The following is a 15,009-nucleotide window of genomic DNA, read 5'->3' on the forward strand; positions in this document are numbered from 1 at the left end:
GCGCACACGACAGAGGATTCAGCAGTATGAAGATCGACTGGGCAGCTCTGGGCACCGTCTTCGGTGTCAGCCTCTCCGCCACCGTCGCCCTCGTGACGCTGTTCGTCCTGGGCATCGTCGGCCTCTCCAAGCACGAGGCCGCCACGTCCCGGGGCGGCACCGCCACCCTGGCCCGCAGCGGCGCCTACGCCTGCTTCGCCGTGTGCGCGGCGGCGGTCGCGTACGGGATCTACCTGATCGTCGCCTGACGGTCCCCCGACGGAACTCCCCATGGGCCCCGCCCGTGGGGAGTTCTTCGTTTGGCCAGGTCAACGGCAAGTTGACGGGCGTTCGCGGGCCGTGGTGGACTGCCCGGGCCAACTCGGCGGCAGGAGAGGAAGTCCGGTGCGAATCCGGCGCGGTCCCGCCACTGTCACCGGCGGGTACGTCACGTACCCCCGGGAGCCAGGAACTCTCGCCGCCGGTCACGTCGAACCAGGGCGCGGACCCTGAGTGAGGACATACCTGCGACCATGCGTGCCGATCGCGTCTTCGCGTACGGCGCCGCGGCGGGCCTGATCGGCGACCGGATCCTCGGGGATCCGCGCCGGGGGCACCCCGTGGCAGCCTTCGGACGAGCCGCCGCCGCCGTCGAACGCGCCCTGTGGCGCGACGACCGCGCCCGCGGCGCCCTGCACACCGCCGTCTGCGTCTCGGGCGCGGTGGCCGTCGGCGTCCTGGCCGACCGTGCCGCCCGGGCCCTGCCCGCACCCGTCCGAACCGCCGCCCGGGTGGCCCTGACCGCGGCCGCGACCTGGGCCGTCGTCGGCGGGACCTCCCTGGGCCGCGAGGCCCGTGCCATCGGCGGGGCGCTGGCCGCCGGGGACACCGAGGTGGCCCGGGAGCGGCTGCCGCACCTGTGCGGCCGCGACCCGCACGCCCTGGACGACCGGCAGATCGCCCGGGCGGTGGTGGAGTCCGTCGCCGAGAACACCTCCGACGCGGTCGTCGGCGCCCTGGTGTGGGGGGCCGTGGCCGGGGTGCCGGGGCTGCTGGCGTTCCGCGCGGTGAACACCCTGGACGCCATGGTGGGCCACAAGTCGCCCCGCCACCTGCGCTACGGCTGGGCCTCCGCCCGCCTCGACGACCTGGCGGGCTGGCCCGGCGCGCGGCTGACCGCCCTGGCCGCGGTGCTGGCCGGACCCGACCCGCGCGGCGCCGTCCGGGCGTGGCGGGCGGACGCCGCCGCACACCCGAGCCCCAACGCCGGCCCGGTGGAGGCAGCGTTCGCCGGTGCCCTCGGGGTGCGGCTGGGCGGCACGCTGGCGTACGGCGGCCGGGTCGAGCACCGCGCCGTGCTCAACGGCGACCAGGGGCGGCCGGTCGCGGTCGCCGACATCGAACGGGCGGTCCGGCTGTCCCGGCGGGTGACGTGGGTGGCGCTGGCCGCCTGCGTCGCGGGCCGCCTGGCGGCGGGACGGGCCTCGCAGGCGGCCCGGGTGCGCCGGGCCGCCCGGGCAGGGAGGGGACGCGGATGAGCGCGACGAAGCGCGGTGGCGGTCTGCTGGTCGCCGGTACGACCTCGGACGCCGGCAAGAGCGTGGTCACGGCGGGGATCTGCCGCTGGCTGGTGCGCCGGGGCGTGAAGGTGGCCCCGTTCAAGGCGCAGAACATGTCCTTGAACTCCTTCGTCACCCGCGAGGGGGCCGAGATCGGCCGGGCCCAGGCCATGCAGGCGCAGGCCGCCCGCGTCGAGCCGACCGCCCTGATGAACCCGGTGCTGCTCAAGCCCGGCAGCGACCGCAGCAGCCAGGTGGTGCTGCTGGGCAAGCCGGTGGGCGAGATGAGCGCCCGCGGCTACCACGGCGGCCGGCAGGAGCAGCTGCTCGGCGTGGTCACGGACTGCCTGGAGCAGCTGCGGGGCACGTATGACGCCGTGATCTGCGAGGGGGCGGGCAGTCCGGCCGAGATCAACCTGCGCCGGACCGACATCGTGAACATGGGCATCGCGCGGGCCGCGCGGTTCCCGGTGGTCGTCGTCGGCGACATCGACCGGGGCGGGGTCTTCGCGTCCTTCTTCGGCACCACGGCCCTGCTGGCGCCCGAGGACCAGGGCCTGGTCGCCGGCTACCTGGTCAACAAGTTCCGCGGCGACGTCTCCCTGCTGGAGCCGGGCCTCGACATGCTCCGCGACCTGACGGGCCGCCCCACGTACGGCGTGCTGCCGTACCGGCACGGGCTGGGCATCGACGAGGAGGACGGGCTGCGCGTGTCGCTGCGCGGCGCCGTACGCGAGTCGGTGGTGGCCCCGCCGGTGGGCGAGGACGTGCTGCGGGTCGCCGTCTGCGCGGTGCCGCTGATGTCGAACTTCACCGATGTGGACGCGCTGGCCGCCGAGCCGGGCGTGGTCGTGCGGTTCGTGGACCGCGCCGAGGAGCTGGTCGACGCCGACCTGGTCGTCGTCCCCGGCACCCGCGGCACCGTACGGGCGCTGGAGTGGCTGCGCGAGCGCGGACTGGCGGACGCGCTGGCCCGGCGCGCGGCGGAGGGCCGGCCGGTGCTGGGCATCTGCGGCGGTTTCCAGGCGCTGGGCGAGCGCATCGAGGACGAGGTGGAGTCCCGGGCGGGCGTGGTGGACGGTCTCGGGCTGCTGCCCGTACGGGTGCGCTTCGCGCGGGAGAAGACCCTGGCCCGGCCCGCCGGTTCGGCGTTGGGCGAGCCGGTCACCGGGTACGAGATCCACCACGGCGTGGCCGAGGTGCTGGGCGGGGAGCCGTTCCTCGACGGGTGCCGGGTGGGCTCGGTGTGGGGGACGCACTGGCACGGCTCGCTGGAGTCCGACGGCTTCCGCCGGGCCTTCCTGCGGGAGGTCGCCGCGGCCGCCGGGCGCCGCTTCGTCCCGGCTCCCGACACCTCGTTCGGCGCGCTGCGCGAGGAGCAGCTGGACCTGCTGGGCGACCTGATCGAGGAGCACGCCGACACCGGCGCCCTCATGCGGCTGATCGAGGACGGCGCTCCGGCCGGGCTGCCGTTCCTGCCGCCGGGCGCGCCCGCGTTCCCCCCGACCGCCACGACCGCCACGACCGAGCCGACCGCCACGACCGAGCCGACCGAGCCGACCACCACCACCGCCACCAGCGCTGCCGCCGGAGGAGCCCGATGAGCACCCCGTACCCCTTCACCGCGGTCGTCGGACAGACCGACCTCCGGCTGGCGCTGCTGCTGAACGCCGTCAGCCCGGCGGTCGGCGGAGTGCTGGTGCGCGGCGAGAAGGGCACCGCCAAGTCCACCGCCGTGCGCGCGCTGACCGCGCTGCTGCCCCAGGTGGACGTCGTCCCCGGCTGCCGGTTCTCCTGCGCGCCCGCCGCGCCGGACCCCGGCTGCCCGGACGGGCCGCACGAGGCCGGGACGGCAGCCGAGCGCCCCGCGCGGATGGTGGAGCTGCCCGTCGGCGCCTCCGAGGACCGGCTCGTCGGCGCCCTGGACATCGAACGGGCCCTGGCGGAGGGCGTGAAGGCCTTCGAGCCGGGCCTGCTCGCGGACGCCCACCGCGGCATCCTCTACGTCGACGAGGTCAACCTGCTGCACGACCACCTGGTCGACGTGCTGCTCGACGCCGCCGCGATGGGCGCCTCGTACGTCGAGCGCGAGGGGGTCTCCGTACGGCACGCGGCCCGGTTCCTGCTGGTCGGCACCATGAACCCGGAGGAGGGCGAGCTGCGTCCGCAGCTGCTCGACCGGTTCGGCCTGACCGTCGAGGTGGCCGCCTCGCGCGAGCCGGAGCAGCGCGTCGAGGTGGTGCGCCGACGGCTCGCCTACGAGGACGACCCGGCCGCCTTCGCCACCCGCTGGGCCGCCGACGAGGCGGAGGTCCGCGAGCGCGTGGTGGCGGCCCGGGCGCTGCTGCCGCGGGTGGTCCTCGGCGACCGCGCGCTGCTGATGATCGCCGCGACCTGCGCCGGGTTCGAGGTGGACGGCATGCGGGCCGACATCGTGATGGCCCGGACCGCGACGGCCCTGGCCGCGTGGGCGGGGCGGACGGCGGTGCGCAAGGAGGACGTCCGGCAGGCGGCCCTGCTGGCACTCCCCCACCGGCGGCGGCGCAACCCGTTCGACGCGCCCGGCCTGGACGAGGACCGGCTCGACGAGATCCTCGACCGGTTCGAGGACGACGAGCCGGAGCCCGAGCCCGAGCCCGACCCGGACCCGGAGCCGCAGGGCCCGGACGACGGCGGCGACGGCCCGGACGGCGGCGGCCCCGACGGCGGCGGTACGCCGGAGGGGAACGGCCCGGAGGACACCGCCGAGGAGCCCCCGGCGCCCGAGGCGGCACCGGAGGCGGAGCCGGAGCGCCACCCGGAGCGCGAGCCGGAGCCGGCCCGGGGCGAGGCCCCGCCCTCGCCCGAGTCGGCGGGCCCGCAGGAGGGCCCGCTCCAGGCGGCCGTGCCGGCGGCGGATCCGTTCCGCACCCGGATGTTCAGCGTGCCCGGCCTCGGCGACGGCGCCGCCGGGCGCCGCTCCCGGGCCCGTACGGCGCACGGGCGGACCGTGGGCGCGCAGCGGCCGCGCGGGCAGCTGACCAAGCTGCACCTGGCCGCGACCGTGCACGCGGCCGCCCCGCACCAGCGGGCGCGCGGGCGCAGCGGGCCCGGGCTCGTCGTGCGCAAGGACGACCTGCGGCAGGCGAGCCGCGAGGGCCGCGAGGGCAACCTGGTGCTGTTCGTCGTGGACGCCTCCGGCTCCATGGCGGCCCGGCAGCGCATGGGCGCCGTCAAGGGCGCCGTGCTGTCCCTGCTGCTGGACGCCTACCAGCGGCGCGACAAGGTCGGGCTGATCACCTTCCGCGGCGCGGCCGCCGAGCTGGCGCTGCCGCCGACCTCGTCGGTGGACGCGGCCGCGGCCCGGATGGAGAAGCTGCCGACGGGCGGGCGCACCCCGCTCGCGGCCGGGCTGCTCAAGGCGCGCGAGGTGCTGCGCGTCGAGAAGCTGCGCGATCCCTCGCGCCGGCCGCTGCTGGTGGTCGTGACCGACGGCCGGGCCACCTCGGCCGGGGCCGTGGGCGGCGATCCGCGTGCCCTGGCGGCCCGTTCGGCGCGGCTGCTGCACGCCGAGGGCGTCGCCTCAGTGGTCGTGGACTGCGAGAGCGGCCACGTCCGGCTGGGTCTGGCCGCCGCGCTCGCCGCCGATCTGGGCGGGCCGGCGGTCACCCTCGACGGGCTGCGCGCCGACGCGTTGGCCGGGCTCGTGAAGAACGTCCGTACGTCCGTTTCCTCTCCCTCCCACAGGAAGGCCGCGTAATGCCCCAGGGACAGCCGTCCGTCATCCCCGACGACGGGCTCACCACCCGCCAGCGCCGCAACCGCCCGCTGGTCTTCGTCCACACCGGCCCCGGCAAGGGCAAGTCGACGGCGGCCTTCGGGCTCGCGCTGCGCGCCTGGAACCAGGGCTGGCCGATCGGGGTGTTCCAGTTCGTCAAGTCGGCGAAGTGGAAGGTCGGCGAGGAGAACGCGCTGAAGGTGCTCGGCGAGAGCGGCAAGGGCGGCAGCGTCGTCTGGCACAAGATGGGCGAGGGCTGGTCCTGGGTCCAGCGCGACGCCCAGCTCGACAACGAGCAGGCGGCCAAGGAGGGCTGGGAGCAGGTCAAGCGGGACCTGGTGGCCGAGACGCACAAGCTGTACGTGCTGGACGAGTTCGCGTACCCGTTGCACTGGGGCTGGATCGACGTGGACGAGGTGATCGAGGTGCTGCGCGCCCGCCCCGGCAGCCAGCACGTGGTGATCACGGGCCGCAACGCGCCGGAGAAGCTGGTGGAGTTCGCGGACCTGGTCACCGAGATGACCAAGGTCAAGCACCCCATGGACACCGGCCAGAAGGGCCAGAAGGGCATCGAGTGGTGACGTCCGTCCCCCGGCTGGTCATCGCCGCTCCCTCCTCGGGGAGCGGCAAGACCACGGTCGCGACCGGCCTGATGGCCGCCTTCGCCGGACGCGGCCTGGCCGTGTCCCCGCACAAGGCCGGGCCCGACTACATCGACCCCGGCTACCACGCGCTGGCCACGGGCCGGCCGGGGCGCAACCTGGACGCGTTCCTGTGCGGGCCGGAGCTGATCGCCCCGCTGTTCGCGCACGGGGCGGCCGGGTGCGACCTGGCCGTGGTCGAGGGCGTGATGGGCCTGTACGACGGCGCGGCCGGGCGGGGCGAGCTGGCCTCGACGGCGCAGGTGGCCAAGCTGCTGCGGGCGCCGGTGGTGCTCGTGGTGGACGCGAGCTCGCAGTCGCGGTCGGTGGCGGCGCTGGTGCACGGCTTCGCCTCGTTCGACCCCCAGGTGCGCCTGGGCGGTGTGATCCTGAACAAGGTCGGTTCCGACCGGCACGAGGTGATGCTGCGCGAGGCGCTGGAGGAGGCCGGCACGCCGGTCCTCGGCGTCCTGCGCCGGGCCCCGCAGGTGGCCACCCCGTCCCGCCACCTCGGCCTGGTGCCCGTGGCCGAACGCCGCGCCGACGCCGTGGCCGCCGTGGCGGCCCTGGCGGAGCAGGTCCGCCAGGGCTGCGACCTGGACGCGCTGCTGGCCCTGGCCCGCTCGGCCCCGCCCCTGGCGGGCGAGCCGTGGTCGCCCCCTCCCGCCGCGGTGGACACGGCTCCGGGCGGACCCCGGCCCGTCATCGCCGTGGCCGGGGGCGCCGCCTTCACCTTCTCCTACGCCGAGCACGCCGAGCTGCTCACGGCCGCCGGGGCGCAGGTGGTGGCGTTCGACCCGCTGCACGACGAGGCCCTGCCGGACGGCACGGCCGGCCTCGTCGTCGGCGGTGGGTTCCCCGAGGTCTACGCCCAGGACCTGGGGGCCAACGAACGCCTGCGCAAGGCCGTGGCCGAACTGGCGGCGGCCGGCGCGCCGGTGGCCGCGGAGTGCGCCGGGCTGCTCTACCTCGTCCGGTCCCTCGACGGCACCCCGATGTGCGGCGTCATCGACGCCCACGCCCGCATGACGCAGCGGCTGACCCTCGGCTACCGCGAGGCGGTCGCGGTGTCGGACAGCCCGCTCGCGGCGGCCGGCACCCGGCTGCGCGGTCACGAGTTCCACCGCACGGTGGTGGAGCCGTCCGCCGGCGCGACGCCGGCCTGGGGCTTCACCCGTCCCGAGCGGCGCGTCGAGGGCTTCGTGCAGCAGGGCGTGCACGCCAGCTACCTGCACACCCACTGGGCGGCGGAGCCGTCCGTGGCGGCGCGTCTGACGGCGGCGGCGCGGGCCCACGCGGCGGCCCGGGAGCACCCGGCCACGCCATGAGCTCATTCCGCGACGCCGACGACCAGCCAGATCCCGGCCACCCCGCCCACCGTGCACAGCAGCGTCGACAGGGCGGGGTGCCGGTGGTGCGCCTCGGGCAGGATCTCGGCGGACGCGAGGTAGAGCAAAGCGCCGCCGAAGAAGCCGAGGTAGGCACCGAGCGGTTCCTCCGGAAGGGTGAACAGCAGGGTGGACGCGGCGCCGACGACCGGGGCTACGGCGTCCGCGAACAGCATCGCGAGCGCCTTGCGGCGGGCGTTCCCGTAGAGGCGGGTGAGGGTGTAGGTGTTGAAGCCGTCGGCGAAGTCGTGGGTGACCACGGCCAGCGCCACGGCGGCCCCCATCCCGCCGCCGACCTGGAACGCCGCGCCCAGCGCCACCCCGTCGGCGAGGCTGTGGCCGACCATCGCCGCCGCCGCGGTCAGGCCGACCTGCGGCACCCGGGCCCCGTTCTCGGCGCCGTGCGCGGCCTGCCGTACGGCCAGCAGGCGTTCCACGACGTGCGCGGTCAGGAAGCCGCCCACGAACAGCAGCAGGGCCGCCGGGACGCCGAACACCGGGGTGCCGGCGGCGTCCAGGGCCTCCGGCAGCAGGTCCAGGCCCACCACGCCGAGCATCAGCCCGCCGGCGAGGCCCAGGACCAGGTGGCGGCGGTCGGTGACGCGTTGCGCCGTCCATCCGCCCGCCAGCGTCATCAGGAACGCGCCCAGCGCCACGATCACCGCCATGTGCCCCTGCATACCGACTGCCGGGCCCGGGCGCACGTGTGCGCGCGCACCAGGACAGGACCCGACGTTGACGAGTGAGGAAGGACCGCCGATGGGCGAGTACGAGCAGGTGGTGGTCGGCGTCGGCGCCCGCGCGGGGGTGTCGGCGGCGGAGGTGTGCACGCTGGTGGAGGAGACGCTGTGCGCCGCCGGGCTGCCCGTGGCGGCGGTGACGGCGCTGGCCACGGTCGAGTCCAAGGCCGGGGAGCCGGGGATCGCCGAGGCGGCGAAACGTTTCGGCCTCCCTCTGCTCGGCTACCCGGCCGAGGAACTGGCCCGGGTCGCGGTCCCGCATCCGGCGCAAGCGGTACAGGAGGCCACCGGCACCCCGTCGGTGGCCGAGGCGGCGGCGCTGGCCGGCAGCGGCGGCGGGCACCTGCTGGTGGCGAAGCGGAAGTCGGCGGCGGCGACCTGTGCGCTGGCCGCCGTCTTGGAGGCGCACGACCTGCGCCACCACGGGGACGCCGAGGTGGTGGACGGCGGCGCGGGGCTCGTCGACCTGGCGGTCAACGTCCGCACCGGCACCCCGCCGGCCTGGCTCAAGCAGCGGATCGCCGACTCGCTGGACACCCTGGCTGCCTATCCGGACGGCCGGGCGGCCCGGGCGGCGGTCGCCGCGCGGCACGGCCTGCCGGTGGAGCGGGTGCTGCTGACCGCCGGGGCGGCCGAGGCGTTCGTGCTGGTCGCGCGCGCCCTGGGCGCCGTACGGCCGGTGGTGGTGCATCCGCAGTTCACCGAGCCGGAGGCGGCCCTGCGCGACGCCGGGCACCGGGTGGAGCGGGTGCTGCTGCGGGCCGAGGACGGCTTCCGGCTGGATCCGGCGCTGGTGCCGCCGGAGGCCGACCTGGTGGTGGTGGGCAACCCGACCAACCCGACCTCCGTACTGCACCCGGCCGCCGACCTGGTCGCGCTGGCCCGGCCGGGGCGGATCCTGGTGGTGGACGAGGCGTTCATGGACGCGGTGCCGGGCGAGCGGGAGGCGCTGGCCGGGCGGACGGACGTGCCGGGGCTGGTGGTGCTGCGCAGCCTGACCAAGACCTGGGGGCTGGCCGGGCTGCGGATCGGCTACGTGCTCGCCGAACCGGAGGTGATCGCCCGGCTCGCGGCGGCGCAGCCGCTGTGGCCGGTGTCGAGCCCGGCGCTGGCCGCGGCCGAGGCCTGCGTGTCGCCGCGGGCCCTGGCGGAGGCGGAGGCCGCCGCGGAGCGGATCGCGGTGGACCGGGCGCATCTGCTCGCCGGGCTGGCGGAGTTCGAGGAGATCTCGGTGTGCGGCGCGGCGCAGGGGCCGTTCGTGCTGATCCGGGTGGAGCGGGCGGCCGAGGTGCGGACCCGGCTGCGGGCCCTCGGCTTCGCCGTGCGGCGCGGGGACACCTTCCCCGGGCTGGACCGCTCCTGGCTGCGGCTGGCGGTGCGCGACCGGGCGACGACGGGCCGACTCCTCCAGGCCCTGGACCACGCGCTGACCCTCACCTCGCCCTGACCGGGGCGGGCGGGGCGGGGGCTCGTCCCCCGCCCCGGCCGGACCCCGGACGGCGTAACGTTCCACCATCCGGATGGCGTACGGAACAGGCGTGCGACAGTATCCGGGGGGAGTCGGAACTCCGCGTCCGGCCGCCGAACAGGGGGAACGTGATGAGGACACCGGCCAGGATCGGGCTGGCGGTCACTGTGCTGGCCGCCGTCGGCGCGGGCGCCTACGCCGCTCCGAAGCTGCTCGGCGCGGACGGCGCGTCCGCCGAGCAGCGGCTGTCGGGCGACGCCGCGCAGCGCGGCGGCACGCCCAAGGCCCAGGTACCCGCCGACGCCCGGCCGTTCACGCTGGTCGCGACCGGTGACATCATCCCGTACCCGTCGATCGTCCAGCGGGCCGCGGACGACGCGGGCGGCAAGGGCCACGACTTCCGCAAGATCCTCGCCGGGATCAAGCCGATCGTCTCGTCGGCGGACGTGGCGATATGCCACCACGAGATACCGTACGGCGCCCCGGGCGGCCCCTACACCGGCTACCCGACGTTCAAGGCGCCGCACGAACTGGCCGACGCCCTCAAGGACACCGGCTACGAGAGCTGCTCGACGGCCTCGAACCACACGCTGGACGCCGGGTACGAGGGCCTGGCCCGCACCCTGGAGCACCTCGACCGGGTCGGCATCAAGCACGTCGGCTCGGCCCGCGGCGCCGAGGAGGCCAAGGCCCCGGCGCTGCTGACCGCGGGTGGCGCGAAGATCGCGCAGCTGTCGTACACGTACGGCACGAACGGCATCCCGCTCCCCAAGGACAAGCCCTGGTCGGTGAATCTGCTCGACCAGAACCGGATCGTCGCCGACGCCCGCGCCGCCCGGAAGGCGGGCGCGGACGTCGTCGTCCTCAGCATCCACTGGGGCACCGAGTGGCAGACCGCCCCGGACCAGCAGCAGCGGGACCTGGCGCAGGCGCTGACGGCGTCGCGCACCGACGGGCTGCCCGACATCGACCTGATCATCGGCACCCACAACCACGTGCCGCAGCCCTACGAGAAGATCAACGGCACGTGGGTGGTCTTCGGGATGGGCGACCAGGTCGCCAGCTTCGTGCCCGAGGACAAGAAGCGCGGGAACATGTCGTCCGTGCCCCGCTTCACCTTCGGCCCGTCGGCCGCGCACCCGGGCCGGTGGGAGGTGGTGAAGGCGGAGTACTTCACGCAGTACTCCGACATGGGACCGCCGTTCCGGGTGGTCTGCGCGTCCTGCGCCGCCTCGGACGGCGCGCTGCCGGCGGCGAAGAAGAACGAGTACGCCGCCGTCGACCGGCAGGTCAGCGAGGCCGTGCTGTCGCGCAAGGCGGCCGAGCAGGGGCTGGTGAAGGCCACCCGGTAGGCGCGGGCACCCGGGCGCGCGGTGGGCGCGGGCACCCCGGGCACGCGGTGGGCGCGGGCACTCCGGGCAGCACGCCGTAGGCGACGCGGGCGCCTCAGGTGCCGTGCGGGTGCCTGAGGCCTCGCCCGGGTGCGTCAGGCGTCGCCGTGGCCGCGGCCCCGGCCGCGGGTGAGGACGAGGGCGCCCGCGCCGGCGCCGAGCAGCAGGAGGGCGCCGCCCGCGAGGTAGGGCGTCAGCGAACTGCCGCCGGTCTCGGCGAGGTTGGCGTGGGTGCCGGAGGCCACCGGGGCGGTGCCGCCGGAGTGGACCTTGACGTCCGCCGGCTTCGCCTCGGGCTGGGAACCGGTCTCGGGCTTGGTCTCTGGCTTGGTCTCGGGCTTGGCCGCCCTGGGGGACTCGCAGCGCGCCTCGGCCAGGACCACCTCGCCCTCGACCTCGGCGACGTTGAGCTCGAGCGGATTCACGGACACCTTCAGGCGCAGGGCGGCCGCCGCGGCGGTGGTCGAGGTGGTGCTCGCCTCGGACAGGGCCAGGGTCACCTCGCCCACGCCCGGCACCGCGACCCGGGTCGGGCCGCCGGCGGAGAGGGTGACCTTCTTGCCCAGGACGGTCACCGCGCCGAGCACGTTCGAGCTGGCCACGGGCTGCCGGCCGGCCTCGCAGACGGCCTTGGAGGTGACCTTCTCGACCTCGATGAGGGACAGCACGGGCAGGCCCGGGACATGGACCTTGGCGTGCGCGAGTGCGGCCTCGGCCTCGGCCTGCCGGGTGTCGGCCGTGGCCTTGGAGGTGGCGACGTCCGCCTGGAGCACGTTCACCGGCCTGCCCTGGTCGACGCCGTCGAGCCGGACGGTCAGCGCGGTCTTCTCGGCCCGGGCGGGGGCGTCGACCTGGTTCAAGGTGGTCTGCAGCGGCAGGTGGACGGCCTTGTCGAGCAGGCCCACGTCCAACCCGGCCCGCAGGACGACCGCGCTCGCCTTGCCGGTGCCCGACGCCGGGGTGCCGGGCGGGGTGCCGGTGGCGTGGGCGGGCGGTGCGGCCAGCAGGGCGACCGCCCCCGTGGCGAGCAGGGCGGCCGCGGGCATGCGGAAGGTGGAGCTGTTCAAGGTGGTGGAACCCCCAGGGAGATGGGTGGCCGCCGCGCCGCCCATGGGGGACATGGCGCACGCCGACGGCCTCGTCCCCGAAATCTTTACGCACTGTGGGTGAACAGGCGGACACCCGACGTGAGTTCACTCCAAAGAGGGGTTTCCGTGACATTGTTCGAATTACGGCGCCCCACCTGGCACAGGAGTACCCCCTCGCCCCACCTCAGCGCGGACGAACGGCCCGGCGCGACCCGGCCCAGCCTCGACGCGGCTCGACGCGCCCCATTCCAACGACCGGCCGGGCCACCGCGTCACGGCCCTGCGTCAACACCGGCGTCAACGCGGGCGCCGACGCGACCCGGACGCGGCCCCGACGCGGCCCCGACCGGCTTCATGCGAAGATCCGGCCGTTGAGCACGACCCGGAGCGGGTCCGCCAGCGCCCGCACGTCCGCGCGCGGGTCCTCGGCGTAGACCACCAGGTCCGCCGGAGCGCCCTCCTCCAGACCCGGCCGCCCCAGCCAGCTCCGGGCTCCCCAGGCCGTCGCCGAGAGCGCGTCCAGGGCGGGGATACCGGCCTTGACCAGTTCCGCCACCTCCGCCGCGACCAGCCCGTGCGGCAGCGAACCGCCCGCGTCCGTGCCGACGTAGACCGGCACCCCGGCGTCGTAGGCCGCGCGGACCGTGTCGTAGCGGCGTTCGTGGAGCCGGCGCATATGCGCCGACCAGCGCGGGAACTTCGCCTCGCCACCCGCCGCGAGCCGCGGGAACGTCGCGATGTTCACCAGGGTCGGCACGATCGCCACCTGCCGTTCGGCGAAGAGCGGAATGGTCTCCTCCGTCAGCCCCGTGGCGTGCTCGACGCAGTCGATGCCCGCCTCGACCAGGTCGCGCAGCGAGTCCTCGGCGAAGCAGTGCGCGGTGACCCGGGCACCGAGCCGGTGCGCCTCCGCGATGGCCGCCTCCACCGCCTCGCGCGGCCAGCACGGCGTCAGATCGCCGACCTCCCGCTCGATCCAGTCGCCGACCAGCTTGACCCAGCCGTCGCCGCGCACCGCCTCGCGGGCGACGTAGGCCACCAGATCGCCGGGCTCGATCTCGTGGGCGTAGTTGCGGATGTAGCGGCGGGTGCGGGCGATGTGGCGGCCGGCCCGGATGATCTTCGGAAGGTCGTCGCGGTCGTCGATCCAGCGGGTGTCGGACGGCGAACCGGCGTCCCGGATCAGCAGCGCTCCCGCCTCCCGGTCGGTGAGCGCCTGCTTCTCGCTGGTCACCTCGTCCACCGGGCCGTGGGCGTCGAGGCCCACGTGGCAGTGCGCGTCGACCAGGCCGGGCAGCGCCCAGCCGGAGACGGTGGTCACCTCACCGGCGGTGCGCGGGCGTTCGTAGGTGATCCGGCCGCCGACGACCCACAGCTCGTCGCGGACGTCCTGCGGACCCACCAGGACCCGCCCCTTCACATGCAGCACATGGCTCACGTCGCTCATGTCCGCACTGTACGCACGGCATCGGTAGGCTCACCCTCGTACCTTCGGACGAAGAGAGCACCACCGTGACGCACCCCCTGCTGGACCTGCCGCCGCTCACCGCCGAGCGGTTCGCCTCGATCGAACGGGGGGTCGCGCAGCTGCTGGCCACGGGCCAGGACGTGGTGATCACCCAGGGCGAGGCGCTGCTGCCGCTGGAGGGGTGCATCCGGTCCGGGGCCCGGCCCGGTTCGACCGCGCTGAACGTGGTGACCGGCCCCTACGGGACCACGTTCGGCAACTGGCTGCGGGACTGCGGCGCGCAGGTAGTGGACCTGGCGGTGCCCTTCGAGACGGCGGTGACGGCGGAGCAGGTCGCCGAGGCCCTCCGGGCGCGGCCGGAGATCGACTTCGTCTCGCTGGTGCACGCCGAGGCGGCCACCGGCAACACCAATCCGGTGGCGGAGATCGGCGAGGTCGTCCGGGCGCACGGGGCGCTGTTCATGCTCGACGCGGTCGCCTCGGTCGGGGCGGAGCCGCTGCTGCCGGACGCGTGGGGCGTCGACCTGTGCGTGATCGGCGCGCAGAAGGCGATGGGCGGGCCGGCCGGCGTCTCGGCAGTGTCGGTCTCCGCGCGGGCGTGGGAGCGGTTCGCGGCCAACCCGGCGGCGCCCCGCCGCTCCTACCTGTCGCTGCTGGACTGGAAGGAGCGGTGGATCGACCCGGGCCGGACCGTACTGCCGCACGCCCCGGCCCAGTTGGAGATGCTGGCGCTGGAGGCCTGCCTGGACCGGATCGCGGCCGAGGGCCTGCCGGCCGTGCAGGCGCGGCACGCCGCCGCGGCGGCGGCGACCCGGGCGGGTGCGGCGGCGCTGGGCGTGGCACCGTACGTGCCGGTGGCCGCGCAGGCGGCGCCGGTGGCCACCACGCTGCGCGTGGCGGACGCCTCGGTGGTCGCCGCCAAGGCCCTGGCCGCCGAGCCGTCCGCCCCGCTGGCGGCCGGTGGCGGCGCCCTGGCCGCCTCGATGCTCCGGGTCAACCACTACGGCCCGGCCGCGTCCCTGCCGATGGTCCACACCGCCCTGACGGCCCTGGCCACAGCCCTGTCGACCGACCCGGCCCCGGCCCTGACGGCGGCTACGCAGGCGTGGGGCGCCTAGGCGGGCCTTGACGCCCGCGCCCCTGGCCCTGCCTCTGCCCCGGCACGGCCGGGAGCGGGCCCGACCTGCGCGGGCCGTAGCGGGCGGGCGGGCGCGGCCGTAGCGGGCGGGCGTGCGCGGCCGTAGCGGGCTCGTGGTGCCCGGCCCCGGGGGCGGGCCGGGCGTACCGAGGAGCGGCCCAGATCGCGGCGCTGCGCGACTCGGGTCCGGGCAGCGAGCCCGGCGTACGCGACCGGCTTGAGGCCGGAAAGCGGGCCGGGCGTACGCGACCGGCTTGCGGGCCCGGCGTGCGAGACCCGCGGATCGGGCCCGGCGTAGGCGGCCCAGGAGCGACCCCCGCTTGCGGCCGTGGAGCGGCCCAGCCTGCGGACGGCAGCGGGCCCGGGGCATGGCGCCCGGCAACGAGCCCGGT

12 protein-coding genes and 1 riboswitch are annotated in these 15,009 nt (G+C 75.9%); of the genes, 9 read left to right on the forward strand and 3 right to left on the reverse strand.

What is annotated here, in order from left to right:
• Positions 1-26: 26 nt before the first annotated feature.
• From LG632_RS17815 to LG632_RS17840, 6 genes are all read left to right on the forward strand, one after another.
• Positions 27-248, forward strand: coding sequence for a hypothetical protein (locus LG632_RS17815; RefSeq protein ID WP_226728315.1), 222 nt, complete (start codon positions 27-29; stop codon positions 246-248).
• Positions 249-373: 125 nt separating this feature from the next.
• A riboswitch (cobalamin riboswitch) is annotated at positions 374-454 on the forward strand.
• 58 nt (positions 455-512) lie between these two features.
• Positions 513-1,517, forward strand: coding sequence for a cobalamin biosynthesis protein (locus LG632_RS17820; RefSeq protein WP_226728316.1), 1,005 nt, complete (start codon positions 513-515; stop codon positions 1,515-1,517).
• The gene (locus LG632_RS17825) at positions 1,514-3,142 is read left to right on the forward strand and encodes a cobyric acid synthase (RefSeq protein WP_226728317.1); all 1,629 of its coding nucleotides are present in this window, start codon (positions 1,514-1,516) and stop codon (positions 3,140-3,142) included. The genes LG632_RS17820 and LG632_RS17825 overlap by 4 nt, the downstream gene beginning before the upstream one ends.
• Positions 3,139-5,277, forward strand: a complete 2,139-nt coding sequence (locus tag LG632_RS17830; protein WP_226728318.1) for a putative cobaltochelatase — start codon at positions 3,139-3,141, stop codon at positions 5,275-5,277. Before LG632_RS17825 ends, LG632_RS17830 begins: the two co-directional genes overlap by 4 nt.
• Entirely contained in the window at positions 5,277-5,876 is a 600-nt protein-coding gene (gene cobO / locus LG632_RS17835; protein ID WP_226728319.1) for a cob(I)yrinic acid a,c-diamide adenosyltransferase, read from the forward strand. Before LG632_RS17830 ends, cobO begins: the two co-directional genes overlap by 1 nt.
• Positions 5,873-7,264, forward strand: coding sequence for a cobyrinic acid a,c-diamide synthase CobB (locus LG632_RS17840; protein WP_226728320.1), 1,392 nt, complete (start codon positions 5,873-5,875; stop codon positions 7,262-7,264). The genes cobO and LG632_RS17840 overlap by 4 nt, the downstream gene beginning before the upstream one ends.
• Positions 7,265-7,266: 2 nt before the next feature.
• On the opposite strand, the gene LG632_RS17845 is transcribed toward LG632_RS17840, so the two are convergent.
• Complete coding sequence (locus LG632_RS17845; RefSeq protein ID WP_226728321.1) at positions 7,267-7,992, reverse strand: ZIP family metal transporter; 726 nt, start codon at positions 7,990-7,992, stop codon at positions 7,267-7,269.
• Positions 7,993-8,083: 91 nt separating this feature from the next.
• On the opposite strand from LG632_RS17845, the gene cobC reads away from it, so the two are divergent.
• Both cobC and LG632_RS17855 read left to right on the forward strand, forming a co-directional pair.
• Entirely contained in the window at positions 8,084-9,511 is a 1,428-nt protein-coding gene (gene cobC, locus LG632_RS17850; protein ID WP_226728322.1) for an Rv2231c family histidinol phosphate aminotransferase CobC, read from the forward strand.
• Positions 9,512-9,663: 152 nt separating this feature from the next.
• On the forward strand, positions 9,664-10,884 hold the full coding sequence (locus LG632_RS17855) for a CapA family protein (protein ID WP_226728323.1): 1,221 nt from the start codon (positions 9,664-9,666) through the stop codon (positions 10,882-10,884).
• 134 nt (positions 10,885-11,018) lie between these two features.
• Here LG632_RS17855 and LG632_RS17860 read toward each other — a convergent pair whose 3' ends face one another.
• Both LG632_RS17860 and LG632_RS17865 read right to left on the reverse strand, forming a co-directional pair.
• Complete coding sequence (locus LG632_RS17860) at positions 11,019-11,990, reverse strand: SCO1860 family LAETG-anchored protein (RefSeq protein WP_226728324.1); 972 nt, start codon at positions 11,988-11,990, stop codon at positions 11,019-11,021.
• 373 nt (positions 11,991-12,363) lie between these two features.
• A complete protein-coding gene (locus tag LG632_RS17865; protein WP_226728325.1) occupies positions 12,364-13,458 on the reverse strand; it encodes an amidohydrolase family protein in 1,095 nt (364 codons plus the stop codon).
• 65 nt (positions 13,459-13,523) lie between these two features.
• Here LG632_RS17865 and LG632_RS17870 point away from each other — a divergent pair, with 65 nt between their 5' ends.
• A complete protein-coding gene (locus LG632_RS17870) occupies positions 13,524-14,597 on the forward strand; it encodes a pyridoxal-phosphate-dependent aminotransferase family protein (protein ID WP_226728326.1) in 1,074 nt (357 codons plus the stop codon).
• The last annotated feature ends 412 nt before the right edge of the window (positions 14,598-15,009 follow it).

The sequence above is a fragment of the Streptomyces antimicrobicus genome (assembly GCF_020532625.1).
In the GTDB taxonomy this organism is placed as follows: Bacteria; Actinomycetota; Actinomycetes; order Streptomycetales; family Streptomycetaceae; genus Streptomyces; species Streptomyces antimicrobicus.